The 26014-nt window shown below is 64.9% G+C and carries 21 protein-coding genes and 1 tRNA gene; 14 read left to right on the top strand and 8 right to left on the bottom strand.

Features of this window, described 5'->3' with window-relative positions; all coding sequences use genetic code 11:
- Positions 1–28 precede the first annotated feature (28 nt).
- Positions 29–319 (bottom strand): hypothetical protein, encoded by a 291-nt coding sequence (locus BJG93_RS03750; protein WP_162162788.1) that lies wholly within the window; start codon positions 317–319, stop codon positions 29–31.
- On the opposite strand from BJG93_RS03750, the gene BJG93_RS03755 reads away from it, so the two are divergent.
- The 9 genes from BJG93_RS03755 to minE all read left to right on the top strand — a co-directional run bounded on the left by BJG93_RS03755 (position 236) and on the right by minE (position 9507).
- A complete protein-coding gene (locus BJG93_RS03755; protein ID WP_027197014.1) occupies positions 236–1549 on the top strand; it encodes a replication-associated recombination protein A in 1314 nt (437 codons plus the stop codon). The genes BJG93_RS03750 and BJG93_RS03755 overlap by 84 nt on opposite strands.
- Before the next feature lie 64 nt (positions 1550–1613).
- Complete coding sequence (serS, locus tag BJG93_RS03760; protein ID WP_027197015.1) at positions 1614–2909, top strand: serine--tRNA ligase; 1296 nt, start codon at positions 1614–1616, stop codon at positions 2907–2909.
- A 197-nt stretch (positions 2910–3106) separates the two neighbouring features.
- Positions 3107–3196: transfer RNA gene (locus BJG93_RS03765), tRNA-Ser, on the top strand.
- 737 nt (positions 3197–3933) lie between these two features.
- On the top strand, positions 3934–5316 hold the full coding sequence (locus BJG93_RS03770) for a hypothetical protein (RefSeq protein WP_027197016.1): 1383 nt from the start codon (positions 3934–3936) through the stop codon (positions 5314–5316).
- Between the two features lie 559 nt (positions 5317–5875).
- Entirely contained in the window at positions 5876–6661 is a 786-nt protein-coding gene (map, locus tag BJG93_RS03775; RefSeq protein ID WP_027197017.1) for a type I methionyl aminopeptidase, read from the top strand.
- Positions 6662–6752: 91 nt separating this feature from the next.
- Positions 6753–7286, top strand: a complete 534-nt coding sequence (locus BJG93_RS03780) for a GNAT family N-acetyltransferase (protein WP_027197018.1) — start codon at positions 6753–6755, stop codon at positions 7284–7286.
- A 211-nt stretch (positions 7287–7497) separates the two neighbouring features.
- Positions 7498–8316, top strand: coding sequence for a septum site-determining protein MinC (gene minC, locus BJG93_RS03785; protein ID WP_027197019.1), 819 nt, complete (start codon positions 7498–7500; stop codon positions 8314–8316).
- A 106-nt stretch (positions 8317–8422) separates the two neighbouring features.
- On the top strand, positions 8423–9238 hold the full coding sequence (gene minD / locus BJG93_RS03790; RefSeq protein WP_027197020.1) for a septum site-determining protein MinD: 816 nt from the start codon (positions 8423–8425) through the stop codon (positions 9236–9238).
- Between the two features lie 14 nt (positions 9239–9252).
- Positions 9253–9507, top strand: coding sequence for a cell division topological specificity factor MinE (gene minE / locus BJG93_RS03795; RefSeq protein WP_008922443.1), 255 nt, complete (start codon positions 9253–9255; stop codon positions 9505–9507).
- A gap of 125 nt (positions 9508–9632) precedes the next feature.
- Here the strand turns inward: minE and BJG93_RS03800 are convergent, their stop codons facing one another.
- A complete protein-coding gene (locus tag BJG93_RS03800; RefSeq protein ID WP_027197021.1) occupies positions 9633–11075 on the bottom strand; it encodes a chloride channel protein in 1443 nt (480 codons plus the stop codon).
- A 216-nt stretch (positions 11076–11291) separates the two neighbouring features.
- Between BJG93_RS03800 and waaC the strand changes: the two genes are divergently transcribed.
- Both waaC and BJG93_RS36010 read left to right on the top strand, forming a co-directional pair.
- Complete coding sequence (waaC, locus tag BJG93_RS03805; protein ID WP_027197022.1) at positions 11292–12296, top strand: lipopolysaccharide heptosyltransferase I; 1005 nt, start codon at positions 11292–11294, stop codon at positions 12294–12296.
- Between the two features lie 522 nt (positions 12297–12818).
- Positions 12819–12950 (top strand): hypothetical protein, encoded by a 132-nt coding sequence (locus BJG93_RS36010; RefSeq protein WP_269217455.1) that lies wholly within the window; start codon positions 12819–12821, stop codon positions 12948–12950.
- Between the two features lie 26 nt (positions 12951–12976).
- On the opposite strand, the gene BJG93_RS03810 is transcribed toward BJG93_RS36010, so the two are convergent.
- The 6 genes from BJG93_RS03810 to ppc all read right to left on the bottom strand — a co-directional run bounded on the left by BJG93_RS03810 (position 12977) and on the right by ppc (position 21290).
- Complete coding sequence (locus BJG93_RS03810) at positions 12977–13156, bottom strand: hypothetical protein (protein WP_027197023.1); 180 nt, start codon at positions 13154–13156, stop codon at positions 12977–12979.
- A 126-nt stretch (positions 13157–13282) separates the two neighbouring features.
- Positions 13283–14590: an MFS transporter gene (locus BJG93_RS03815; RefSeq protein WP_027197024.1), complete on the bottom strand. Its 1308-nt coding sequence runs from the start codon at positions 14588–14590 to the stop codon at positions 13283–13285.
- A 255-nt stretch (positions 14591–14845) separates the two neighbouring features.
- Positions 14846–15310, bottom strand: coding sequence for an energy transducer TonB family protein (locus BJG93_RS03820; RefSeq protein WP_231337431.1), 465 nt, complete (start codon positions 15308–15310; stop codon positions 14846–14848).
- A gap of 259 nt (positions 15311–15569) precedes the next feature.
- On the bottom strand, positions 15570–16976 hold the full coding sequence (argH, locus tag BJG93_RS03825; RefSeq protein ID WP_027197026.1) for an argininosuccinate lyase: 1407 nt from the start codon (positions 16974–16976) through the stop codon (positions 15570–15572).
- Positions 16977–17127: 151 nt separating this feature from the next.
- Positions 17128–17940 (bottom strand): helix-turn-helix transcriptional regulator, encoded by an 813-nt coding sequence (locus BJG93_RS03830; RefSeq protein ID WP_027197027.1) that lies wholly within the window; start codon positions 17938–17940, stop codon positions 17128–17130.
- Positions 17941–18104: 164 nt separating this feature from the next.
- Entirely contained in the window at positions 18105–21290 is a 3186-nt protein-coding gene (gene ppc, locus BJG93_RS03835; RefSeq protein WP_027197028.1) for a phosphoenolpyruvate carboxylase, read from the bottom strand.
- A gap of 335 nt (positions 21291–21625) precedes the next feature.
- Here ppc and hemC point away from each other — a divergent pair, with 335 nt between their 5' ends.
- Genes hemC through BJG93_RS03850 form a run of 3 tightly spaced genes read left to right on the top strand, consistent with a single transcriptional unit; the run spans position 21626 to position 25808 of the window.
- Positions 21626–22624 (top strand): hydroxymethylbilane synthase, encoded by a 999-nt coding sequence (hemC, locus tag BJG93_RS03840; protein ID WP_071336554.1) that lies wholly within the window; start codon positions 21626–21628, stop codon positions 22622–22624.
- Entirely contained in the window at positions 22624–24615 is a 1992-nt protein-coding gene (gene hemDX, locus BJG93_RS03845; RefSeq protein WP_027197029.1) for a fused uroporphyrinogen-III synthase HemD/membrane protein HemX, read from the top strand. The genes hemC and hemDX overlap by 1 nt, the downstream gene beginning before the upstream one ends.
- 2 nt (positions 24616–24617) lie before the next feature.
- Positions 24618–25808, top strand: coding sequence for a heme biosynthesis protein HemY (locus BJG93_RS03850; protein ID WP_027197030.1), 1191 nt, complete (start codon positions 24618–24620; stop codon positions 25806–25808).
- Positions 25809–26014 lie beyond the last annotated feature (206 nt).

Genomic DNA, 26014 nt, shown 5'->3' on the forward strand with positions numbered 1-26014 from the left:
TTCCTTCTGGTGGTGCCGTGGAGCTTCATTACTGTGAATTGTTGCGCTGCCGGTGCGTCGTGTGCAGCCAGCGCGCGGGGTCGGCCATCGCGCGGCCGCCGTCACTGTCATAATGCAAGACGTTGCCCGCGTTCGTGCCTGTGCTTGCGGCCGTGCGCGGGCTTTTGCGCTTGTCCCGCGAAGCGCCGCTTGCAGCGGCGCGCGAGCGGAACGCCGAGATTATCCCCAAAACGTCATGTTTGAAGAAACCCGTGCCAATGTTCCGCTCGCCGAACGCCTGCGGCCACGCAATATCGACGACGTGATCGGCCAGACGCATCTGCTCGGTCCGAACAAGCCGCTCAGGGTCGCGTTCGAATCGGGCGAGGCCCATTCGATGATCCTGTGGGGCCCGCCCGGCGTCGGCAAGACCACGCTCGCGCGGCTGATGGCCGATGCGTTCCACGCGCAGTTCATCGCGTTGTCCGCTGTGCTCTCGGGCGTGAAGGATATCCGCGAGGCGGTCGAGACCGCGCAGATCCATCGCGCGAACGGCCATCAGACGCTGGTGTTCGTCGACGAAGTGCATCGCTTCAACAAGAGCCAGCAAGACGCGTTCTTGCCGCACGTCGAGTCGGGCCTGTTCGTGTTCGTCGGCGCGACGACCGAGAATCCGTCGTTCGAGGTCAATAGCGCGTTGCTCTCACGCGCCGCGGTCTACGTGCTGAAGAGCCTGACTGACGACGAACAGCGCGAGCTGCTGGAGCGCGCGCAGAAGGAGCTCGGCGGCCTGACGTTCACCGACGAAGCGCGCGCCGCGCTGATCGGCTCCGCCGACGGCGACGGCCGCAAGCTACTGAACAACCTCGAGATCGTCGCGCGCGCGGCCGCTCAGCAGAAGACCACTGAAATCGACGGCGCGTTACTAGGCAGCGCGCTCGCGGAAAATCTGCGCCGCTTCGACAAGGGCGGCGACGCATTCTACGACCAGATCAGCGCGCTGCATAAATCGGTGCGCGGCAGCAATCCGGACGGCGCGCTGTACTGGTTGTGCCGCATGCTCGACGGCGGCGCGGACCCGCGCTACCTCGCGCGCCGCATCGTGCGTATGGCGTGGGAAGACATCGGCCTCGCCGACCCGCGCGCCGCGCGCATCACGCTCGACGCCGCGGAAACCTACGAGCGTCTGGGCTCGCCCGAAGGCGAACTCGCGCTCGCGCAGGCGATCATCTATCTGGCGGTCGCGCCCAAATCGAACGCCGGGTACACCGCATACAACGAGGCGCGGCGCTTCGTCGGCAAGGACCAGTCGCGCGCGGTGCCGGTGCATCTGCGCAACGCGCCGACGAAGCTGATGAAGGAACTCGGCTACGGCCATGATTACCGTTACGCGCACGACGAACCCGACGCGTACGCGGCCGGCGAGACCTATCTGCCGGACGGCGTGCGCGAGCCGCATTGGTACGAGCCGACGCCACGTGGTCTCGAAGGCAAAATCGGCGAAAAGCTCGAGCGCCTTGCGCAGCTCGATGCACGATGGCGCGCCGAGAACAAACCGAAGAAGGCTTGAGGCGTTTCGGCTTGGCCGGTGCGCTAAAATCGCGTTTTCATACAACGAAGATCCGTCCCATCCCATGCTCGACATCCAGTTGCTGCGCAAAGACCTCGACGGCGTCGCGAAACGCCTCGCCGACCGCGGCTATACCCTCGACGTCGCGGCTTTTACCGCGCTCGAAGCGGAACGCCGCGATACCCAGACCCGTACCGAAGAACTGCAGGCGCGCCGCAACAGCCTGTCCAAGCAGATCGGCGCGATGAAAGGGCGCGGCGAAGACACGTCGGCGGTGATGGCGGAAGTCGGCGGCATTGGCGACGAGATGAAGGCGTCGGCGGGCAAGCTCGAAGAGATCCAGCAGCGTCTGTCGGATCTGCTGCTCGGCGTGCCGAACCTCGCGCACGAAAGCGTGCCGGTCGGCAACGACGAAGCCGGCAATGTCGAAGTGCGTCGCTGGGGCACGCCGCGCCAGTTCGACTTCCAGGTCAAGGACCACGTCGACGTCGGCACGCCGCTCGGCCTCGACTTCGAGACCGGCGCGAAGCTGTCGGGCGCGCGTTTCACGGTGCTGCGCGGCCAGATTGCGCGGCTGCATCGCGCGCTCGCTCAGTTCATGATCGACACGCACACGCAGCAGCATGGCTATACCGAGATGTACACGCCATACATCGTCAATCCGGACATCCTGTACGGCACCGGCCAGCTGCCGAAATTCGCGGACGACATGTTCCGCGTCGAGAAGGGCGGCGGTGAAAACACGGTCACGCAGTACCTGATCTCGACCTCGGAAATTTCGCTGACGAACACGGTGCGGGACAGCATCGTCGAAGCGGACGCGCTGCCGATCAAGCTGACCGCGCATTCCCCGTGCTTCCGTTCGGAAGCGGGCTCATATGGTCGCGACACGCGCGGCATGATCCGCCAGCATCAGTTCGACAAGGTCGAGATGGTCCAGATCGTTGCGCCGGACGCGTCGTACGATGCGCTCGAGCAGATGGTCGGCCATGCCGAGGCGATCCTGCAGAAGCTCGAACTGCCGTATCGGGTGATCACACTGTGCACCGGCGACATGGGCTTCTCCGCCGCGAAGACCTACGACCTTGAAGTGTGGCTGCCCGCTCAGAACACGTATCGCGAGATTTCGAGCTGCTCGAATACGGAGTCGTTCCAGGCGCGACGCATGCATGCGCGTTTCCGCAACGCGCAGGGCAAGCCGGAGCTCGTGCATACGCTGAACGGCTCGGGTCTCGCGGTGGGCCGCACGCTCGTCGCGGTGCTCGAGAACTTCCAGAACGCGGATGGCTCGGTGACGGTGCCCGCCGCACTGCGGCCTTACCTCGGCGGCGTGGAGCGGCTCGAGATGCCGGCGACCTGAGCGTCGCTGACATGCGCGTAGGCGCGATATCGTCGCGTGTCTGACGGTGCCGCGGCGGGCGTCCAGTTTCCGCGAAAAATTCGGGAAGTTTTTTGGAAGAGGGGCTTGGAAAACTAATTCGAGCTGTTCTATAATCTTGTTCTCCCAAGCAACGACCCGCTTGGATCCGACGAAGCAGCAGCAAGTTGGGATACCCCGGAAAGGTGGCAGAGTGGTCGAATGCGCTGGACTCGAAATCCAGTGTACCTTTAGGGGTACCGTGAGTTCGAATCTCACCCTTTCCGCCAAATTCTGAAAGCCCCTTGATTTCACCGAAATCAAGGGGCTTTTGCTTTGCGTTATCCAAATCTCTTTGCCAAAGCAATTCGAATTTATTCGGGCATCATTTCTATTGGCGAAATTTACTGTTTCATTATTCGATCACGAGCCATTTGTTTCACGCAGGCGTTTCCATTCGCCTTTCCATACAAATACCTTAGGCGCCGCTTACTGCACTGTCCCCGCATTCACAGCCGGGACATATTCGGGCTTGGCTCGCGCGCGCTATTAGGGGTCGAAGTGCGCAATTTCTTGGGCGACCCGCCCCGTAATTGTCTTCTGAAAGTGCGAATCTTCGCGGACCCCACGGATCTCGGCAAAATCTGCCCTTTTTTACAAAAAAATACGATTTTTGGCTGGGCTCGGTCATTCGTTCAGGGTACGATTTACGCCGTCTGCAGCTTTTACGGGAAGAATTTTCCTTTAATCGACAGCTGCGGCAGCAATCGGTAAAACGTTCGCGGAGCAAACAGCCGCGATCCGACACGCACCCGGCCCTGTCAATCTGGACCACCGCGAGAAGCGCCTTCGCGAGCATCGGTTCAATCGGACATCACAAACGTGCGTTCAAGGCACCTCGGGACAGTTGTTTTTAAGGACTGCAAATCTTTTTGCATCGCGTCCTTATTATCGTCCGTCCGAATCGCAGAGAAATCCTTTTTGGTCTTTTTATCGGGAATTTTCCCGACATTTGGAATTAGTCCGCATGATAAAACGACGTCAATTCATTGGGGGCCTGACGGCCCTGAGCGCAAGTTATCTTTTGACCGCATGTGGCGGGGGCAGTAGCTCCTCGAACGCGAGCGGCAAGGCTGCCGCTGCGACCGGTGCTTCCGGCGCTGCCGCAGCATCCGGTGCCTCCGGCACCACGGGCAATACAACGCCGGTCGCGAAGGCGAGCGTATCGAACATGTCGGCCGACGGCACTTCACTGCCTGCTTCGCCGTACATCATTGATCAGTTCGGCGCGAAGTGGACGCTCTCCAACGGCGTCATCTATCGCAACGGCGCGACGTTCGGCACCACGTACAACGTGTCGCTCGTGTTGTTCTACGGCGGCAAGATCTGGCATTGCGGCACGGGGGGCAACTTCTACGTCACTGCGGACGTCCCTAACCTATGGCTGAATTGCAACGATCCGCGCAACGTGATTGCACCGCCGACCGGCATGTTCTATGGCATGAACGGCCACTTCGACTACACGTACACGCCCCAGCAGATCGTCTCTATTCTGAAGGGCATGGGCTGCACGAGCTATCGCGTCGGCGTCACCAGCGGTTCGAACCAGTTGAACGCGGCGATCGGGCTCGCACAGGCTTTCCAGGCGGCGGGCATGACGTTGGTCGTGCTGATCAACCAGGGCGTCTACGACTCCAACGGCAACCTGTTCGCTGGCGAGAACGCCGCTTACAGCCAGGGTTACGCGGTAGCCCAGTCGGTCGCGAACGCACTGAAGCCGTATGGCGTGACCATTTACGAATGCGGCAACGAACTGACGCGCCAGAACGCCACCGTGCTCGACTTCAACGTCGCGGGCACGAAGGCAGCGGACTTCAACAACGCGAACTGGCCGGTAATGCGCGGCGTGATGCGCGGGATGATCGACGGCGTGAAAGCGGTTCAGTCGAACGCGAAGTGCGGCATCAATTTCTGCGTGAACGATGTCGGCGCGGCGGACGCGCTGTGGGACGGTAATCAGCCGGATGGCAGCGGCGGTCACCCGACCGTGCGCTGGGACATCACCACGTGGCACAACTACGAGGTGTATGGCGATGTGTTCTCCCTCGGTGCGGACGGCGCGCAACCAGGCTTCGATCTGCCGATCTATTGCAACGCCCGGTATGGCGTGCCGTTCATCATCACCGAGTGGAACACCGGACCAGAGAAAAACGAGTCCTATCGTGGGAACTACATCACGACGAAGCTCGGCGAGTTCTATCAGAACCGCAAGACGCACAATATCCAGGGGGTCATGTATTACGTGCTCGACAGCGGGGACCAGACCTTCGGCATCATGATGAACGGCACGCCGTTGAATCCGTCGTACAGTGCGTTCCAAAGCTTCACGGCCGCCCATCCGGACAACTAGGCCGCGGATGCCGACGTAAGCCGTTCCATCCGTCCGTAGTCGATGCTGCCGGTGTCGAGAGCGGCACATCGCCGAGCCTGACGGCGGCGCCCAATCCTTCTCTCAGCGTATCGAGTCGAGGGGGCGGGCGCCGCATCCCGCCCGAAACCTTTCGATCACTTCCCTCAATGCCCGCGCCCGGTCCGCGATCAGCGCGCGGATCTCGCGCACCGCCCCGGCCGAGCCCCATTTCGACGCCTGAAATTTAGTTTGGAAAGCTGAACGATTGACGTACTCGGCGCGATGACCCTTCGAATTCCTTAGCCGTAAGTCCCTGCGAGCGTGCAGGCCCGCCAGCCTGCCGCGCAAAAACGCGTCACCGAAATTCGCGCGCGCGCGACAGCAAGCCCGACAGCGCCACCTACCGTGCACCGCTTCAGCCGGTTTCCGCGGGGTCGATGGGCGATCCTCTGTACAATTGCCCGAAATCGCCCAATCGAACGGCGGTTGCGGGCCGCCGGGCCTTCAGGCGCGGCGGGTCATCTCGCGCTTGACCCCGCGACTTACATCGACCGACTTCATGGCCATTACCTACAAGACCTCCGACGATATCGCGAAGCTGCGCATTGCGGGCCGCCTCGCGGCCAATGTGCTGGCAATGATCGGCGAGCACGTCAAGGCAGGCGTCTCCACCGACGACCTCGACGCGTTGTGCAACGACTACATCGTCCACACGCAGAAAGCGATTCCGGCCAACGTCGGCTATCTGGGCTTTCCCAAGACCGTCTGCACGTCGGTCAACCATGTCGTATGTCACGGCATCCCGAATCGAAGCGAGATCCTGAAGGACGGCGACATCATCAACATCGATGTCGCGATCATCAAGGACGGCTATTTCGGCGACACGAGCCGCATGTACTGCGTCGGCCAGCCGAGCACGGTCGCACGTGCGCTGATCGACACGACCTACGAGGCGATGGTGGCCGGAATCCGCGAGGTGAAGCCGGGCGCGACGCTCGGCGACGTCGGCCACGCGATCCAGAAGGTGGCGCAGCGCGAGGGCTTCTCGATCGTGCGCGACTACTGCGGGCACGGCATCGGCAAGGTCTATCACGAGGACCCGCAGGTGCTGCACTACGGCCAGCCGGGGCAGGGCGTGCGCCTGAAGCCGGGCATGGTCTTCACGATCGAGCCGATGATCAACGCGGGCCGCGCCGGCACGTCGGTGCAGCGCGACGGCTGGACCGTGATCACGAAGGACCGCTCGCTGTCGGCGCAATGGGAGCACATGGTCGCCGTGACCGACGACGGCTATGAACTGCTGACGCCGTGGCCGGACGGCGCCGGCGCCTACGAGGCGCCTTGAGCGATACCGCATATTGCGGGCAAGAATAAATTGACTCGCCGGCCGGTTCGGTTAAAGCTATGCGTTAGGGTTTCCAGGGGTTTTCGTCTGCATGAGTCCGTCATTGACCGTTCGCCGCATCACCGCTGATCAGGGCGCCGTTTTTCGCGAACTCCGCACCGCCTCGCTGCGGGAGGCGCCGTATGCCTTCGGCGCGACGCTCGAGGACGCGTTGTCGGCCGATGCCGCCAGTTTCGACACAACCGCGGCGGATCACGCGGTTTCGCAGTCCGTCGGCACGTTCCTCCTTTACACCGAAGGCCATCCTGCCGGGCTGATCGAGGCGCATTTCGACGACACCGCGGCGCGCCGCGCGTTCGTCTGCGAATTATGGGTGGCGCCCGCCGTGCGTCATCTGCGCGGCGGCGAGTTGCTCGTCGATACCGCGAGCAGCTGGCTCGCGAATGCGGGCGCCACGGAAGTCTACGCATGGGTCGCCGACGCGAACCGCAATGCGATGCGCTTTTACGAGGCGCTCGGCTTTGGCCCGACCGGCGAGCACCGGCGCGTCGAGCGCGCGCCCGAACAGGTCGAAAGTCTGCTGGTGCGGTACGTGCCAACCACCTCACAGGTGTTCGCGCAGTGATCGCGCAAGCGGCGCGTCGCGCGCGCCGCTCCTCTTCGCCGTCCCCTTCATCGCGGTCTTTTTCCCGCTTGTATTTCATTCGCACCGTCGCGCGTCGATCGCATCGACGAAACGCATTGCGCCCGCGCGCGCGAGCACCGATTCTCCCGGGAAAAATAGTGGCCGCGCGCGTGTACGCCTGTAAAATACGCAAAATTTTTTGCCGAACGCTATGTCGCCCAAGAAATCGCCCTTTTTCGAACTGCGCAGCGGCTCCGTCGACACGCTCATGTTCGTGGTCAAGACGACCGACCTCGATGCGATGCGTGCCGAGCTGACGCGACGCTTCGAGGCGACCCCCGAATTCTTCGCTAACGACGTCGTCGCGATCGACCTGCGGCGTCTCGCCGGCAACGAGCGCGTGCCGCTCGCCGACATCGCGCAACTGCTCGACAGTGTGCGCATGCGTCCGGTCGGTGTGGTGGCGAATGCGGAGCAGGGATGGGCGACGGAGTCGGGATTGCCGCTGCTCGAAGCGCGTGACCGCCGCGGTACGCCGGCGAAGCAGGCCGATGACGACAGCACGGCGACGGCGGCAAGCGCGCCACTGGCCACCGAGGCAAGCGCGGGCACAAGCGAGGCGACGAGCACGGCGGTCGCCGCGGCCGCCGTCGAACCCACGCCCGCCGCCGAGCCGGTGCGCCTCGCCACGTCGCCGCAAACAATGGTCGTCGACAAGCCGCTGCGCTCCGGCCAGCGTATCTACGCAAAAGGCGATCTGGTCGTGCTCGGTCTCGTCAGCTATGGCGCCGAGGTGATCGCGGAAGGCAACATCCATATTTACGCGCCGCTGCGCGGCCGGGCATTGGCCGGCGTGCAGGGCAATCACGACGCGCGCATCTTCTGCACCTGTCTCGAACCGGAACTGATCTCGATCGCGGGTATCTATCGAACGACCGAGAACCCTCTGCCGGCCGACGTGCTCGGCAAGCCGGTGCAGATCTGGCTCGACGAAGAAAAACTGATGATCGAACCGCTGCGGCTCACGTAAAGCGCCGGGAACCGCGCGCTGCCCCGAATGATTGCGGCACGTGGCATTTCACGGCGACGCGGGCCGTGCATCAATTGACGCATTTGACGAACACAAGGTAAGGGTAATGGCAAAAATCATTGTGGTGACTTCGGGCAAGGGTGGCGTGGGCAAGACGACCACGAGCGCGAGCTTTGCGTCGGCCCTCGCACTGCGCGGCAGCAAGACCGCCGTGATCGACTTCGACGTCGGTCTGCGTAACCTCGACCTCATCATGGGCTGCGAGCGCCGCGTCGTGTACGACCTGATCAACGTGATCCAGGGCGAAGCGAATCTGAATCAGGCGCTGATCAAAGACAAGAAATGCGAGAACCTGTTCATCCTGCCGGCCTCGCAGACGCGCGATAAAGACGCGCTGACGATGGAAGGCGTCGAGAAGGTCATCAACGATCTGATCGCGATGGACTTCACATACATCGTGTGCGATTCGCCGGCCGGTATCGAGTCGGGCGCGCTGCTTGCGATGCACTTCGCCGACGAAGCGCTGATCGTGACGAACCCGGAAGTGTCGTCGGTGCGCGACTCCGATCGCATTCTCGGCATCCTGTCGTCGAAGACCAAGCGCGCGATCGAGGGCAAGGAGCCGATCAAGGAGCATCTGCTGATTACCCGCTACAACCCGAAGCGCGTCAGCGAAGGCGAGATGCTGTCGCTGACCGACATCCAGGAAATTCTGCGCATCGATCTGATCGGCGTGATTCCGGAATCGGAAGCGGTGCTGCACGCGTCGAACCAGGGTCTGCCGGCCGTGCACCTGGACGGCACCGATGTCGCCGAAGCCTATAAGGACGTCGTATCGCGTTTCCTCGGCGAGCAGAAATCGCTTCGCTTTGTCGATTACCAGAAGCCCGGGCTGCTGCAGCGCCTCTTCGGCACCAAGTAAGGGGAGCGCACGTCATGTCGATTCTTTCGTTTTTGCTGGGCGAGAAAAAGAAGTCCGCGTCGGTAGCGAAGGAACGCCTGCAGTTGATCATCGCGCACGAGCGCGCCGGCGGCCATGCGCCCGCCGATTATCTGCCTGCGTTGCAACGCGAACTGGTGGCCGTGATCTCGAAGTACGTGAAGATTTCCGATGACGACATACGCGTGAGTCTCGAGCGTCAGGACGATCTCGAGGTGCTCGAAGTCAAGATCGAAATACCTCAGGCCTGAGCTTCGGATGGACCGCTCCTACTCTGCCGAGCATGGCCCGAACTATCGCTGGGAGCCGGTACATCGGGCTTGACGTCGGCGTGACACAGGCGCCGACGGCCGCGCGCCTGTGACTTGCGAGTCGTCTACCGACGCGGCGACTCGGAGGTATCCGTCGCGGTACCGTCTGCGCTATCGTCGGCGGGCGGTTCGTCGGCGACGTTTGCCGCTTCCACTTCCGGCGCCTCGACCTCGGGCACTTCCGGCACCGGCGCGGGCGCGGGCTGCGGCAGCGGCGCCAGGTAGCGCCCGGCGAGCGACTCATAGAGCGGCGGCGCGAACAGACGCGACACGCGGCTCGCGATCAACGCGGTGGCCATCAGCGAAATCACCAGCGCGTGGCCGTCGATCATCTCCATCACGATCACGAACGACGTGATCGGCGACTGCGTGACCGCGGCCAGATAGCCGACCATCGCGAGCGCGATCAGCATCGGCAACTGCATCGAACCGAACACCATGTGCAGCAAATTGCCGAAGCCTGCGCCGATCGACAGCGACGGCGCGAAGATACCACCCGGAATGCCGGGCAGGTACGAGCCGACCATCGCGATCATCTTCAGGAACGGATAGAACACCGACAACTGCTCGTGTCCCTCGAGCAGGCCGCGGGCTTCCGTATAGCCGCTGCCGAACGTCGTGCCACCCGAGATCACGCCGACCACCGCGATCGCGAAGCCGCACAGCGCGGCGAACGCGACCGGCCGCTCGCCATGCAACTGACGCAGCGGCGCCGGAATCCAAAGCGCGGTATTGAGCAGCAGCCAGCCGAATATGCCGCCCGCGATGCCGGTGACGATCGCCGTGATCAGCACCGCGACGGCGAGCACGTCTGGGAAATGCGCGCCGATCTGGATCGTGCCGAAATACGTGTAGTTGCCGTTCAGGCCAAGCGCGACCACACCAGCGATGATGATCGCCGTGATCAGCACGCCGCTCGTGCGAGCCTCGAAGCTGCGCGTCAATTCTTCGATCGCGAACACGACACCCGCAAGCGGTGTATTGAACGCCGCCGACAAACCCGCCGCCGCGCCTGCCAATGCGAGCTGCCGTTCGATCTGCGCATTGGAGCGCGGATAAAACCGCCGCAAATTGAACATCAGCGCGGCGCCGACCTGCACGGTCGGTCCTTCCCGGCCGATCGTGAAGCCGCCGAGAATCGCGAGAAACGAGACGCCGATCTTGCCGAGCAGAATCCGCAGGGACAGCAGCCGGGTGCCATACCCGCGCTGCCTGGTGTGCAGCGTCGCGATCACCTGCGGGATGCCGCTGCCCTCGGAGCCGCGAAAGAACTTGCGCGTGAGCCAGACCGCGAGCGCGGCGATCGCTGGTGTGATCAGGAGCGGCGCCCACGCATACCGATGCCGGACGCCGAGAAACGCGTCATAGCCCCAATCGATCAGACGCGCATAGAGCACCGCGATTAGACCGACGGCGATCGCACCGAGCCAGAAAATGCCATATTGCCGCCACAGGCGTTTCGCGCGACGTATGACGGCGGCAGAACCGGAAAGGAAGGGCTGGGACATGAATTGGATTCGTGCAAAGGGCTAAGTATAAAACGTGCGGGGCCGACCAGAAGACGTGAAACGTTTTTGAAATATTGAAGTGCGTGGATTGTCTGGCACCTATCCTTGCTGTAACGCGCCGTATTCAGAACCAGACCATGCGCGATGCCGATTTGGCGGGGAGCGGTAAAAACGTCAGCTAGAATAGTTTCAACTTCGAACAACGAATTAACCTCAATGAAGCGAATCCTTATCGTCAAGGTCACTTCACTAGGCGATATCGTGCAGGCGCTGCCAGTCGTTGCCGATATCAAACGCGCGTTTCCTGGCGTAAAGGTGGATTGGGCGGCGGACGAAGCATTTGCGGAAGTCGTGCGTTGGAGCGAAGGCGTCGATCGCGTGTTGTGCGCGCCGCTGCGCCGCTTCAAGAAGGCGCGCCGCTGGAATGACCTGAAGGCGATCTGGGCATCGATCGCCGAGCTGCGCGCGCATCGCTACGACTACGTCATCGATATCCACGGCGTCTACAAGAGCGCGATCATCGCTTTCCTTGCGCGCTCGTCGCGGCGCATCGGCTATCAGTCGCAGGATCTGGGCGAGCGGGGCGCCGCGTTCGCGTACACCGGGCGTTTCGGCCCGCGTCCGCAAGGCAGCGCGTGGCACGGTATGCGTATCAGCGCCAGTGAGGCGCTCGGCTACGAAGTGGAAGGTCCGCCCATCCACGACCTGAAGCTACCCGAACCGGTCACGCAGCCGTTTGCGACGCACGACGGGCCTGTCGCGGCGCTCTTTCACGCCACCTCGAAAGCCGACAAAAAATGGCCGCTTACGCACTGGGTGGCGGTGGGGCGCGAGTTGAGCGAGCGCGGTTTTCGTGTGCTGCTGCCGTGGGGTTCGGACGGTGAGCGTGCCGAAGCCGGGCAAATCGCCGCGCAGGTGCCGGGCGCGACCGTGCTTGCGCAAATGAGCGTGACCGAAATCGCGCAGATGATCGACGCGTGCGCGCTGGTGGTCGGTACGGATACGGGCTTCGTGCACCTCGCGCATGCACTGCAAAAGCGCACGGTGATGATTTTCGTCGCGACCTCGCCAACGCATTGCGGCGTCGAGGCGCCGCATCGCTCGACCTCGGTCGGCGACGGCCACTCGGTGCCGACCATCGGTGCGGCGCTCGAAGCGATCGACTACGTGCAAGCGGTAGAGCCGGTGCTTGCGATGCAGCAAGGAGCAGCCGCCGCCTGACTGAGTTCGCGCGATCGCGCAATCGTTTGCACCAAAGAAAAGAGGCGCGACGGCGCAGTTGGCCCTTGCGGGCGGCGACTGCATCGTCGCACCTCAAAGAACGCCCGTGTCGGGGAACAGCGGGCGAAGAGGAATCGATTACATGTCTGTTAAAACTGTCGCTTTTCGTTGGACGCCAAAGCGTCCGATGTGGGCACCCGAAGGCGGCCGGCCGGCATGCCGTAGTGCGCCGAGGCGTGCCCGGCGCGCCCTGAACCGCTTGACTGCGGCGACGCTGGCGCGGCCAGCAAGGCTTCTATCGCGATAGTGCGCTCAACGGAGTATAGGCGGTGTTTTCCGCCATGGCGGCGCGATCGGCGGCAGCGGGGGCGTGTCGATCATACGCGTCGATGCGGTGCATCGATCCTGTAACAGCCCAGTGATCTTCCCTTACAAATGGCAACGTTCGCCGCGGCGCGCATCGTGTCCAATCGGGTCATTCGGGGTTTGCGCTCGAATCAATCTGACTCGATGGAGAACAACATGAAACGCTTGATCCTGACTCTCGTGGCCGGCACGCTGCTCGCATCGGCACTCGGCGGCTGCGTGATCGCGCCGGCGCCGGGCTACTACTACGGCGGCGGCTACTACCATCATGGCTACTACTACCGCTAAGCCGCGCCCCGACCCGTGCGCCGGTCTCAGGCGACGAGCATTTCGAATGCGACCACCGCGGCAATAGCCGCGGCGTTCGCGGCCAGCGCCTCGACGATGAGGCCTTTCCACGTCGCCGGACGAAAACGCAGCGCGAGCAGCAGCGATCCAAGCAACGCCAGCGCGATGATCGTGACGATATCGGCATTGTGTAGATGGATGTTCATGCCAGTCTCCCTGCTTTTTTCGGGTTATGTCAGGGAGTATAGGCAAGTCAAAAAGAGGCGCAAGGCGGGGGATATACCCGGGCAAGCGCGCATCGACGGAGGCCATTTTCCGTCGATGCCTTGTCATCACTTCATCAGGCTTTCATCGCGCGTTTCGCGCATGCACATCACGCCGACCAGGCTCACGGCCGCCGCGACCGACACATACGCGCCGACCCACGGCAACCCGCCGTGTGCGGCGAGCACCTGCGCGATGTACGGCGCGACCGACGCACCGAGAATCCCGCCGAGGTTGTACGCGACGCCGGCGCCGGTATAGCGCACGTTGGTCGGAAACAGCTCCGGCAGCAGTGCGCCCATCGGCGCGAACGTCACGCCCATCAGGAACAGCTGGATCACGAGGAACAGCAGCACGAGCAACGGCTCGCCGCTGCCGAGCAGGGGCGCCATCGTGAAGCCCGACAGGATCGCCGCGATGATGCCGACGATCAGCACCGGCTTGCGCCCGAAGCGATCGCTCGCGCGGGCCGACAGCGGCGTCGCGAGCGCCATGAACACGACGGCGATGCACAGCAGGCCAAGGAAGGTTTGCCGCGGAATATGCAGCGACCCGACACCGTACGACAGCGAGAAGGTCGTCGCGTTGTAGAACAGCGTATAGCAGACCACCATCGCGAGCGCGCCGAGCACGGTCGGCACCCAGTGCTGCGAGAACAGCGTCGCGATGGGCACGCGCACGCGTTCCTTGCGCTCGATCGCCGCCTCGAACGCGGGCGTCTCGGCGATTTTCAACCGCACGTACAAGCCGAGCGCGACCAGCACCGAGCTGACGATGAACGGCACGCGCCAGCCCCAGCTGCGAAACTGCTCGTCGGAGAGCGACAGCGCGAGCGCGAAGAACAGGCCGTTGGAGGCGAGAAAGCCGATCGACGGGCCAAGTTGCGGGAACATGCCGAACCAGCCGCGTTTGCCGGCCGGCGCGTTCTCGGTGGCGAGCAGCGCGGCGCCGCCCCATTCGCCGCCGAGGCCGATGCCCTGGCCGAAACGCAGCACGCACAGCAGGATCGGCGCGAGGCTGCCGATCGCGTCGTAGCCCGGCACGAAGCCGATCAGCGTGGTCGACAGGCCCATCACGAGCAGCGAGGCAACCAGCGTCGATTTGCGGCCGATGCGGTCGCCGAAGTGGCCGAACAGGAACGAGCCGATCGGTCGCGCGACGAACGCGATGCCGAACGTGACGAACGCCGACAGCGCCTGCGCGGTGGCCGAGCCGTGCGGGAAGAATACTGGCCCGATCACGAGCGCCGCGGCGGTCGCGTAGACGTAGAAATCGTAGAACTCGATCGCGGTGCCGATGAAGCTCGCGAAGATGATCCGCGCGCTACTGTTTTGCCCGCTGACGGGCTGAGCCGCGGAAATCGGCGAAGTGGACATACAGGGTCTCCATTTGTCGTGATGCCGCGGGGCGCTGTGCGGTGCTTCGCAGGCAGGCGGCATCCTCATTGAGGTATAGATAAGGTTTGGGCGCGGCGCGCGGGTGTCGCCGCGGCACCGCAGTCGGCTCGTGCGCCGCGCCGGCGGGTGTGCGGACGGCGTGAGCCATGCCGGAAGGCTCCGGCGCGGGGAATCGGAAAATTATAGCGAGCGCGCTCGTGACGCAGCAATGGCGGCGTCAGCCGCAAACCGCGTTCAGTCGAAGGTTTCCGCCTGCGGCGAGGCGAGTTCGCGCAACTGGAACTTACCGTTGTCGTTGAATAGCCAGTCTTCGAACAGCTCTAGCTGGCCGCGGCCGTTCAGCAGCTTGCCGGGCGGTTGCGGCAGCGGCGCCGAGCGGCGCAGCGTCGCGAGCGCGGTGCTTTCGGCTTCGTCGTCGCCGTTGGTGCGATACACCGACGACTCGACGATGTGTCCATTACGATCGACCGTGAACGACACCACCACAAGCGAGCGCAGCATCGGCTGAGGTCTGCCTTGCAACACATACGAAGGATTGCGCTCGACGATCCGTCGTGCGACCGCGTCGCGGTATTGATCGAGCGTCGCGCTGTTGATCGCGGCCACCGGCGTGTTGACGGTCTCGTGCGGCGTCAGCGGCGTGAATGTGCAACCGGCCACGGCGGCCGCACCGAGCGCGGCAAGCAATCGCCGATGCATGGGCGCTGCCGTGAAGAAGTGCGGGACCAAACCGCGAGGAACAAGAGAGGCAGAAGTACGAGTGAACATCGTCGACGAACCGCGATGAGAGCCTGATTCAATGGTAGTCAAAAACGGCCGGGATTCAATTGGCGTTCGCCCATGCAAGGGTCACACGCGACAACAAAAAAGGCGAACCCGCCAAACGGGTCCGCCTTCTCGATGCCGGTTCAACCCGCAGCGCCGCAAGCCCAGGCTCACAGCGCTGCTCAACCATCGATCACTTCAACGCCGCACGCGCCGCCTTCACCGCGGCCAGCACCTGCTCGGGCGCGGTGCCGCCAGGATGATTGCGGCTGGCCACCGAGCCCTCGAGCGTCAGATACGAGAATACGTCGTCGCCGATCAGATGCGCGACGTTCGGCAGTTCGCTGCGCATTTCGTCGAGCGTCAGGTCGGCCAGATCGCAGCCGCGATCGGCGCACACGCGCACCGCGAGCGCGACTGCTTCGTGCGCGTCGCGGAACGGCAGGCCGCGCTTGACGAGATAGTCGGCGAGGTCCGTTGCGGTCGAGAAGCCTTGCAGCGCGGCCTCGCGCATCGCCTGCGGCTTGACCGTGATGCCGGCGACCATTTCAGCGAAGATGCGCAGCGTGTCGGCGACCGTATCGACGGTGTCGAACAGCGGCTCCTTGTCTTCCTGATTGTCCTTGTTGTACGCGAGCGGCTGACCTTTCATCAGCGTGAGCAGCGCCATCAGATGGCCGTTCACGCGGCCGGTCTTGCCGCGCGCGAGTTCGGGCACGTCCGGGTTCTTCTTCTGCGGCATGATCGACGAGCCGGTGCAGAAACGGTCGGCCAGATCGATGAAGCCGACCCGCGGGCTCATCCACAGCACGAGTTCTTCGGAGAAGCGCGACACGTGTGTCATGACGAGCGCGGACGCGGCCGTGAATTCGATCGCGAAGTCGCGATCGGAGACGGCGTCGAGCGAGTTCGCGCAGATGCCGTCGAAGCCGAGCGCCTGCGCCACCGCGTGACGGTCGATCGGATAGCTGGTGCCGGCGAGCGCGGCCGCGCCGAGCGGCAGACGGTTCACGCGCTTGCGGCAGTCGACCATACGCTCGGCGTCGCGCGAGAACATTTCGACGTACGCGAGCAGGTGATGGCCGAACGTGACCGGCTGTGCGACCTGCAGGTGCGTGAAGCCCGGCATGATGGTCGCGGCGTTGTTCTCCGCGATGTCCAGCAGCGCCACGCGCAACCCGGTGAGCAGTTCGCCGATGCGGTCGATCTCGCCGCGCAGCCAGAGGCGGATGTCGGTCGCGACCTGGTCGTTGCGCGAGCGGCCGGTATGCAGGCGCTTGCCGGCGTCGCCGACCAGCGCGGTCAGGCGCGCTTCGATGTTCAGGTGCACGTCTTCGAGATCGAGCTGCCATTCGAATTCGCCGCGCTCGATTTCACCCTTGATCTGCGCCATGCCGCGCTGGATCGCGGCGAGGTCGTCGGCGGAAATGATCTTCTGCGCGGCGAGCATCGACGCGTGCGCGAGCGACCCCTCGATGTCGACGAACGCCAGACGCTTGTCGAAGAAAACCGACGACGTGTAGCGTTTGACGAGCTCCGACATCGGCTCCGAGAAGCGAGCCGACCAGGCTTCGCCTTTTTTGTGCAGTTGGGACGTCATGGTGTTGGGCGGTAAAAACGAGCGGTGAAGAGGCTGGCGGCGCGAGTGCACGAGCCGTGCAAAAGCGCCGCCGCAGCGAAGAAAGACGGAGATTTTAACACCCGGCGTGGACGGTCAAGACCCCGCGGGCGGTCTCGCAGCCGTTACGCGTCTATTCGCGCACCAGCACGACCAGCTTCAGATCTTCGCGATGCGCGGGCTTGAACGTGATCTGGTCATAGACGATGCGCCCGTCGCGCGGATGGTTGAACTCGCGTCTGCCGCCCTCGCGGCCGCCGACGTCCTGCGAGGCCCAGTAGCGCGCGAACTCGTCGCTCGCGGCCGACAGCGAATCGATCAGCCCGCGCGTCGGCGCATCGTTCAGATGGCGGATCGAGTCGGCGCGGAATTCGGCGGCGAGCCGCCGGGCGCGCGTTTCCCAATCGACGATCAACGCGCGCGCGGCCGGCTCGGTGAAGGTGTAGCGCAGCAGGTTGCGCTCGTGCGCGCCGTCGAGCCAGCCGACGAACAGATTGGCCGCGCGCTCGTTCCACGCGAGCGCGTTCCACTGCCGGTCGAGCACGTAGGCCGGCGTATTGACGAGCTGCACGGTCTGCAGCAGCGACGCGGGCGCATCGGCGGCGGCGGGGTCGGGCTCGGCCGGATCGCGTTGCGCGGCCAGCTCGAACAGATACGCGCGCTCGGCGCGCGACAGCTGCAACGCGACCGCGATGCGCGCGAGCGCATCGGCGGAAGCGGACACTGGCCGACCCTGCTCGATCCACGTGTACCAGGTCGGGCTCACGCCGCACAGCTGCGCGACTTCCTCGCGCCGCAGACCGGGCGTGCGGCGGCGCGGTCCCGGCGGCAGACCGACCGCCTGCGGCGACAGCCGCTCGCGATGGGCGCGGATGAAGTCGCCGAGCGCGCGGGCCGGCGTGGCGTCGAGCGGTGGCGGGTGATCGGCGGATGACGGCGTGGTCATGCTATCGGCGGCGCGTGGAGGGGGTAATAGAGATACCAGAATAATTGCTTAGTTTGTACTGGTACATGGCGGGCTCCATTGTAGCGGCTGCAACCGCGCCATGAAAAAAGCCGGGCGTGGCCTGCGTTGGCCACACCCGGCTTCGGTCCGCTTGAGCGCCAGCCTCAACCCGTATTGCGCAATCCCGCCGCGATCCCGTTGATGCACAGGTGAATGCCGCGCCGCACGCGCGCATTGGTGTCGCCCGCGCGATAGCGTTTGAGCAGTTCGACCTGCAGATGATTGAGCGGATCGAGGTAGGGGAAGCGGTTCTTGATCGAACGCGCGAGCAGCGGATTTTCGGCGAGCCGCTCGCTGCTGCCCGTGATCTCCGACAACACGCGCGACGTGCATTCCCATTCCGCGACGATGCGCTCGAACACGTGCTTGCGCAGCTTTTTGTCGGTCACGAGCGCGGCGTAACGCGACGCGACCGCGAGGTCGGTCTTCGCGATGACCATGTCCATGTTCGACATCAGATTCGAAAAGAACGGCCAGCTCTTGTGCATCTTCTTCAGCAGCGCGAGACGGCGCGCGCGTTCGGCGTCGGACGGCGCGTTGTCGAGATACTCGGCGACCGCGCTGCCGAAGCCGTACCAGCCCGTCAACAGCAGCCGGCATTGACCCCACGAAAAGCCCCAGGGAATCGCGCGCAGATCCTCGATCTTGCGCTGCTTCGGATCTTGCAGCTTGCGCGACGCGGGGCGGCTGCCGATGTTCAGCTCGGCGATCTCCGCGATCGGTGTGGACTCGAAGAAGTACTCCTTGAAGCCCGGCGTTTCATAGACGAGCGCGCGATACGTGGCCATCGCCGCGTCGGACAGCTGCTGCATCGTTTGCTCGAACACGGGCAGCTCCGCCAACGTGTGATCGTGCGGCAGCAGCGACGCTTCGAGCGTCGCGGCCACGACGGTTTCCAGATTGCGCCGGCCGATTTCCGGATTCGCGAACTTGCTCGCGATCACTTCGCCCTGCTCGGTCAACCGGATCTGGCCGTCGACGGTGCCGGGCGGCTGCGACAGGATCGCCTGATAGGTCGGGCCGCCGCCGCGGCCCACGGTGCCGCCGCGTCCATGGAACAGACGCAGTGTCACGCCGCGTTCGTTGAACAGCGACACCAGCGCGAGCTCCGCGCGATACAGCTCCCAGTTCGAGGTCAGGAAACCGCCGTCCTTGTTGCTGTCCGAGTAGCCGAGCATGACTTCCTGTTCGTTGCCCTGATGTTCGATCAGCGCGCCGATGCCCGGCAGCGCGATCAGATCGCGCATGATGTGCGGCGCGTTGCGCAGATCGGGAATCGTCTCGAACAGCGGGATCACCATCAGGCCCGCGCGCGCGGGGTCGTGCTCGTCGCCGAGACGTCCGCGCAACAGGCCGGCTTCTTTCTGCAGCAGCATCACCTCGACCAGGTCGCTGACGGTCTCCGTGTGCGAAATGATGTAGTTGCGCACCGCGCGCGCGCCGAATTTCTCGCGCGTGATGCGTGCCTCCTCGAGCACCGCGAGCTCGCTGTTCACCAGCTCCGAGTACTCGCCGAAGGGCACGCGCAGTGGGCGCGGCTGCGCGAGCTCGGCGAGCAGCACGTTCAGCTTGTCCGCTTCGGACAGCGCCGCGTAGTCGGTCTCCACGCCGGCGCGCTTGAGCAACTCGGCGATCACCGCTTCGTGGATGTCGGAGCTTTGTCGCAGGTCGATGCTCGCGAGATGGAAGCCGAACACTTCTGCGGCGCGCGCGAGCGGCGCGAGACGTGGCGCGGCGAGCGGCCCGCCATGGTGCTCGGCGAGCGAATCCATCAGCACATGCAGGTCGCGCACGAACTCGGCGGCGTCGTCGTAAGGAATCGCGCGGATCGGCGCCGCGCCGCGGCCGGCGCTGCGCAGCGGCACGGTGCCTTCGCCCAGGCGCACGCGCGCGCTCGCGGCGAGCCGCGTGTAGATGCCGATCAGCGCGCGACGGTACGGCTCGTCGGTGCGATGCGGCGAGTGGTCGGGCGAGATGGCCGCGAGCTCATTGAGCGCATCGCTCGCCCCGGCGAGCAGGTTCGACACCGACAGTTCCGCGCCGAGCTTGTGCACCTGCTCCAGGTAGTGCTCGAAGATCACCGCGGCCTGACGCGTGATCGCGTTTTCGAGCGTTTCGGCGGTGACGTTCGGATTGCCGTCGCGATCGCCGCCGATCCAGCTGCCCATCTGGAAGAACGGCGGCAGGCGCGCTTCGAGGCCATGTTCCTTCAGTGCCTCCTCGATGTCGGCGTACAGCGCCGGCAGTTCTTCGAGGAAGGTGCTGCGGTAGTAGGACAGCGCGTTTTCGATCTCGTCGGCGACCGTCAGACGCGAGTCGCGCAGCATCCGCGTTTGCCACAGTGACGTGACGCGCGCGCGCAGCATCGCTTCGTTGTGCGCGCGCTCGCGGTTCGTCAGCGGCTGGTCGCGCTCGGCGAGCAGACGCGCGATGTCGTGTTGTGCGTCGAGAATGCTCTTGCGCTGCACTTCGGTCGGGTGCGCGGTCAGCACCGGCATGATCAGCGCGTCGTCGAAAAACCGCTGCAGCACCGGCGTCGCGGCGGCGCCGGCCGCGACGAGCCGCTCCAGCGCATGGGCGATCGTGCCCGGCTGCGAGGCCGAGCCCGCGAGCGCGTGAATCCGGTGACGGCGGTTGCGGTGACGGTCCTCGGCGATGTTCGCGAGATGCGAAAAGTAGCTGAACGCGCGCACGACGCTGACGGTCTGCTCGGGCGTCAGCGTGCGCAGCTTCTTGTCGAGCGTCTGCGCGGCGGCGCTGTCGTCCTCGCGACGAAAACGCACGGCGGTCTGCCGGATCGTCTCGACGACGTCGAACACCGCGTCGCCTTCCTGCTCGCGCAGCACGTCGCCGAGCAGACGTCCGAGATAGCGGATGTCCTGGAACAGCGGGTGGTCCTTGTCTTCGCGCGTGCGGCCGCCGCTCTTCACGGCGGGTGCGGCCTGCGGCACGGCTTGCCGCTTTGGCGTTTTTGCGGCGAGCGGGGGCGTCGCGTCGCTCTTTGCCTTTGCCTTGGCCGGCTTGCGCGCGGTGGCCGATGTCGCGGCTCGTTCGGCCTTGCTGGTTTTCGTCGATTTTTTCGGCTTGTCCTGCTTGACGGGCACTGAGGATTGCGCGGCCTTCGGGGCCTTGGTTGCCTGCGCGGCCAGGGTGCCGCGCTTCGCACGCTGGTCGGCGCGCGTGTCGTCCGGTTGAGCGACGCTCGACGATATACCGTGCGCGGCGGCGGGGCCAGGGGTGGGCGAGGCAGTGTTGCGGCGCTCAGGGCGCGCCGATCCGGAAGACGTCACGATGGGTTTCCTCAGGGAAGCCGGTTCTGTTGATTGATGAACTGCGACTGCGGAACTGCAACCAGCAAGTGGAACGTGAACTGCGTGCAACAGGGACTGCGGGACGGACTGCGAGACGGACTACGAGTGCGACTGCAAAAGAGACTTGAAGCGGGGACTTGAAACGGTGGCTGCAAACGGCGATTTCTCGGGCCTCGGCGCGCTGCGCGAAGGCCGTCTGCCGGGTCGATACCGCCGCTGCACGGCGCTTCGCTATGCCTTGGAACCCAAGGGCCCGAACGAGGGCGCGTGCTAACATGGATCGTTATCCCACCCCGAAATCAAGCAGCAAGCTAATGAACACCGAGACGTTTTCCACGCCACCCCACACGCTTGTGATTGCGTCGCGAGAAAGCCGCCTGGCCATGTGGCAGGCCGAGCATGTGCGATGTGCGCTGCACAAATTATATCCATCTTGTGACGTAAAAATCCTCGGAATGACGACGCGTGGCGATCAGATTCTCGATCGCACGCTGTCGAAGGTCGGTGGTAAAGGGCTGTTCGTCAAAGAGCTCGAAGCCGCGCTCGCCGATGGACGCGCCGACCTCGCGGTGCATTCGCTGAAAGACGTGCCGATGGAACTTCCGGCGGGCTTCGCGCTGTCGACCATCATGGAGCGCGAGGATCCGCGCGACGCGCTCGTGTCCAACCAGTACGATTCGCTCGCCGCGCTGCCGGCCGGTGCCGTGGTCGGCACCTCGAGCCTGCGGCGTGAAGCGATGCTGCGCATGCGCTATCCGCATCTCAATGTGCGGCCGTTGCGCGGCAATCTCGATACGCGGCTCGCCAAGCTCGATCGCGGCGAGTACGCGGCGATCATTCTGGCCGCGGCAGGTCTGAAGCGCCTGGGTCTCGCCGATCGCATCCGCGCGCTGCTCGATCCCGAAGACAGTTTGCCCGCGGCGGGCCAAGGCGCGCTCGGCATCGAGATTCGCGCCGACCGCGCGGAGCTCGCCGCATGGCTCGCGCCGCTGCATCATCCGCACACGGCGGCGGCCGTCGAAGCTGAGCGCATGGTGTCGCGCGCGCTCGGCGGAAGCTGCGAGGTGCCGCTCGCCGCCTACGCGAGCTGGGGCGATGGCGCGCTGCATCTGCGCGGCATCGTCGCGACGCCGGACGGGCAGCGCGTGCTGAGCGCGCAGGCGTCGGCGCCCGCGCCCACGATCGAACGCGCGCTCGCGCTCGGCGAGGAAGTGGCGCACTCGCTCGCGCAGCAGGGCGCGCTCGACATCGTCCGCGCGCTGAGTACGGCGAGCGGTCCCGCCGCCGCGCCAGGCGCGGCAGCCAGCGAGTGATGGCCGCCATTACACCGCAAAAGGCAGCTTTCACGGTCGTGATCACGCGGCCGGCCGGCCAGGCGAGCGAACTCGTCGAACAGCTCGACGCAGCCGGCCTCGCGTCGCTCGATTTCCCGCTGATCGACATCGCGCCCGTCGTCGACGACGCGCCGTTGTGCGATGCGCTCGCATCGCTCGAACGCTACGCGCTGGTCGTGTTCGTGTCGCCGAATGCGGTCGATCACGCGTTCGCGCGTCGCCACGATATCTGGCCGCACGCGTTGCCGATCGGCGTGGTCGGCCCGGGCAGCGTGCATGCGCTCGCGCGCCACGGCGTCAGCGCGCCCGCGCATCGCGTGATCAGTCCCGTGGCGGGCGCCGACGACGAATCGGCGAGCTTCGACTCCGAAGGCCTGTTCGCCGCGATCGATGCGCAACTCGGCGCCGCGAACCTGCAAGGCAAGCGCGTACTGATCGTGCGCGGCGATGGCGGCCGCGAATGGCTCAGCGAGCGCTTGCGTGAAGCGGGCGCGGAAGTCGACGCGGTGGCCGCCTACCGGCGCATCGTGCCTGAGCCGTCGATCGCCGCATGGGCGCGCGTGCACGAACTGCTCGCGGGCGCGCCGCACGCATGGCTTCTGACCAGCTCCGAAGGCGTACGCAATCTGTACGAGCTCGCGCACGAGCATCTGACCGCGGGCGAGATCGCGCAACTCAAACACGCGCCGCTCGTCACGCCGCATCCCCGCATCGCGCAGACCGCGCGGGCATTGGGTTTTGATAGGATTACGGTGTCCGGCGCGGGCGACGAGCGCATAGTCCGAGCCCTCGTTGCCGCAGCTGCCGTGCCTCCCGTCGTCCAACCGGTATCGTCCAACCCGGCTCAACCACGCATGACTGAAACGAACGCATCCACGAACGCCTCACCCCAGCCGCCGGCCAGCGCCGCCTTGCCGCCGAACCAACCCTTCACGCCGTATGAGGCGCAAAAGCGCCGCAGCACGAGCGGACCGCTGCTGTGGTTTGTCATCGTGGTGATCGCGTGCGCGGCAGGCGTGGGCGGCTTCGCGATGAACCGCAAGCTGGTGCGCACCGAGCAGGAACTCGCGCAACGTCAGCAGGCCAACGACACGCAGAGCAACGAGCTGCGCATCAAGATCGACCAGGCGCTCGCCACCGTGCATCAATCGAACTCGCAGGTCGCGCAGCTCGAAGGCAAGCTCGCCGATGCGCAGGCCGCGCAGCAGGCGCTGCAACAGCAGTACGCGGATCTCGCGCGCAATCGCGACGACTGGACGCTCGCCGAAGTCGGGCAGATGCTGTCCGCCGCGAGCCAGCAGTTGCAGCTGACCGGCAACACGCAGCTCGCGCTGTTCGCGCTGCAGAGCGCCGATACGCGCCTCGCCGCATCGGACAGCCCGCAGGCGATCGCGGTGCGCAAGGCGATCGCGCAGGACATCGACAAGCTGAAGGCCGCGCCGTCCACCGATCTCACCGGCCTCGCGATCAAGCTCGACGACGCGATCGATCACGTCGACGCTCTGCCGCTGTCGGGCGAAGCGCCGGTCCCGCATGCCACGCCGCATGCGGCCACGTGGGCCGACACCGCGAAGGTGGCCGCGGCCACCGGCAAGCCGCGCTGGCAAGTGTGGATCGACGAGGTCATGCGCGGCATCGGCGAGCAGCTGACGAGCCTCGTGCAGGTGCGCCGAATCGATAACGCCGATGCAATGCTGGTCACGCCGGATCAAGGCTACTTCGTGCGCGAGAACCTGAAACTGCGTCTGCTGTCGGCGCGCCTCGCGCTGCTGTCGCGCAACCAGACAACGCTGAAGTCCGACCTGCGGGCGGCGCAGTCGGCGTTGACGCGCTACTTCGACGCGTCGTCGAAAGACACGCAGACGGTCAGCGATCTGATCAAACAGGTGGACGCCGGTTCGGCCGCGGTCGAACTGCCGAACCTCGATACGAGCCTGCAGGCCGTCAATCAATACCGGAACCGGGGTTAATCATGGCGATCCGGGGACTTCTATGGCTCGCGGCGCTGTTCGCCGTCGCGGTCGCGCTCGCGGTCGGCGGGCGCTTCGACACCGGGCAGGTGCTGCTGATTTATCCGCCGTACCGCGTCGACATGTCGCTGAATCTGTTCGTCGTCACGCTGGTGGTGTTGTTCATCCTGCTCTACGCGCTGTTGCGCATCGTTCGCAATATCTGGCGCATGCCGCAGCGCGTCGCCGCGTACCGGGCGCGCGCGCGTGTCGCGAAAGCGCACGCGGCGTTGCGCGACGCGATCGGCAATCTGTACGCGGGGCGTTTCTCGCGCGCGGAAAAGGCCGCCAAAGACGCGCTCGCGAACGGCGACAACAAGGGCGCGGCCGGTTTGATCGCGGCGAGCGCCGCGCATCGCATGCATGAGTACGCGCGGCGCGACGAATGGCTCGCGCAGATCGACGAAGCCGACTGGCAGGACGCGCGCCTGATGGCCACCGCCGACATGCGCGCCGACGGCCGCGACGCCGACGGCGCGCTCAATGCGCTGACCGAGATGCAATCGCAGGGCGCGCGGCGCATCCACGCGCAGCAGATCATGCTGCGCGCGCAGCAGCAGCTGAAGAACTGGGGCGAAGTGCTGAAGCTCGTGAAGACGCTGGAGAAGCGCGAGGCGATCCATCCGGCGGTCGCGGTGCGGCTGCGTCAACTGGCGGCGGAGAATCTGCTGCGCGATCGTCGCCACAACGCGGACGCGTTGCTCGAATTATGGAATTCGCTGTCGGCGACCGAGCGTCATTCGCCGCGCCTCGCCGACACCGCGGCCGAACTGCTGGTCGCGCTGAACCGTCCGCACGAAGCGCGCAAGATCGTCGAGGAAGCGCTCGCGCAGAACTGGGATGCGCGCCTGCTGCGCCGCTACCCGGACACGGCCGGCGGCGATGCGCTGCCGCTGATCCAGAAGGCCGAGGCATGGCAAAAGGATCGGCCGGAAGATGCGGACCTGATGTTCGCGTTGGGGCGCCTGTGCCTGCATCAGCAGTTGTGGGGCAAGGCACAGTCGTTCCTCGAGCGCGCGCTGAAGCTTGCCGACAACGAGACGCTGAAGATCCGCTCGCATCGCGCGCTCGCGCGTCTGCACGAGCAGCTGGGAGACACCGACAAGGCGAGTCAGCATTATCGCGAGAGCGCGTTGGCGATGAACGTGACGTGAGTTCGGCGTTTGCGGCCGCGCGCTGAGCCGCGAAAGCTTTTGAAACCGTTACCCGATGGCCGCAGCTTCGCGCTGCGGCCATTTGTTTTTGTGGCGGCCGGCGCCCGGCAACCGACGGATGCGCGTCTGTCCTTCTACAGCGGCAAGCCTCGCCTACCATGAAGCGCGAAGCCGTCTTCGTATGACGGGTCGGTGCAGGTGTCTGC

The sequence above is a fragment of the Paraburkholderia sprentiae WSM5005 genome (assembly GCF_001865575.2).
Taxonomy (GTDB): domain Bacteria; phylum Pseudomonadota; class Gammaproteobacteria; order Burkholderiales; family Burkholderiaceae; genus Paraburkholderia; species Paraburkholderia sprentiae.

Bases quoted from the DNA above. Each gene is read 5' to 3' on its own strand.
- BJG93_RS03755 (WP_027197014.1), top strand. From the start codon at position 236: ATGTTTGAAGAAACCCGTGCCAATGTTCCGCTCGCCGAACGCCTGCGG.
- BJG93_RS03750 (WP_162162788.1), bottom strand. From the start codon at position 319: ATGCGTCTGGCCGATCACGTCGTCGATATTGCGTGGCCGCAGGCGTTC.
- serS (WP_027197015.1), top strand. From the start codon at position 1,614: ATGCTCGACATCCAGTTGCTGCGCAAAGACCTCGACGGCGTCGCGAAA.
- BJG93_RS03770 (WP_027197016.1), top strand. From the start codon at position 3,934: ATGATAAAACGACGTCAATTCATTGGGGGCCTGACGGCCCTGAGCGCA.
- map (WP_027197017.1), top strand. From the start codon at position 5,876: ATGGCCATTACCTACAAGACCTCCGACGATATCGCGAAGCTGCGCATT.
- BJG93_RS03780 (WP_027197018.1), top strand. From the start codon at position 6,753: ATGAGTCCGTCATTGACCGTTCGCCGCATCACCGCTGATCAGGGCGCC.
- minC (WP_027197019.1), top strand. From the start codon at position 7,498: ATGTCGCCCAAGAAATCGCCCTTTTTCGAACTGCGCAGCGGCTCCGTC.
- minD (WP_027197020.1), top strand. From the start codon at position 8,423: ATGGCAAAAATCATTGTGGTGACTTCGGGCAAGGGTGGCGTGGGCAAG.
- minE (WP_008922443.1), top strand. From the start codon at position 9,253: ATGTCGATTCTTTCGTTTTTGCTGGGCGAGAAAAAGAAGTCCGCGTCG.
- BJG93_RS03800 (WP_027197021.1), bottom strand. From the start codon at position 11,075: ATGTCCCAGCCCTTCCTTTCCGGTTCTGCCGCCGTCATACGTCGCGCG.
- waaC (WP_027197022.1), top strand. From the start codon at position 11,292: ATGAAGCGAATCCTTATCGTCAAGGTCACTTCACTAGGCGATATCGTG.
- BJG93_RS36010 (WP_269217455.1), top strand. From the start codon at position 12,819: ATGAAACGCTTGATCCTGACTCTCGTGGCCGGCACGCTGCTCGCATCG.
- BJG93_RS03810 (WP_027197023.1), bottom strand. From the start codon at position 13,156: ATGAACATCCATCTACACAATGCCGATATCGTCACGATCATCGCGCTG.
- BJG93_RS03815 (WP_027197024.1), bottom strand. From the start codon at position 14,590: ATGTCCACTTCGCCGATTTCCGCGGCTCAGCCCGTCAGCGGGCAAAAC.
- BJG93_RS03820 (WP_231337431.1), bottom strand. From the start codon at position 15,310: ATGCATCGGCGATTGCTTGCCGCGCTCGGTGCGGCCGCCGTGGCCGGT.
- argH (WP_027197026.1), bottom strand. From the start codon at position 16,976: ATGACGTCCCAACTGCACAAAAAAGGCGAAGCCTGGTCGGCTCGCTTC.
- BJG93_RS03830 (WP_027197027.1), bottom strand. From the start codon at position 17,940: ATGACCACGCCGTCATCCGCCGATCACCCGCCACCGCTCGACGCCACG.
- hemC (WP_071336554.1), top strand. From the start codon at position 21,626: ATGAACACCGAGACGTTTTCCACGCCACCCCACACGCTTGTGATTGCG.
- hemDX (WP_027197029.1), top strand. From the start codon at position 22,624: ATGGCCGCCATTACACCGCAAAAGGCAGCTTTCACGGTCGTGATCACG.
- BJG93_RS03850 (WP_027197030.1), top strand. From the start codon at position 24,618: ATGGCGATCCGGGGACTTCTATGGCTCGCGGCGCTGTTCGCCGTCGCG.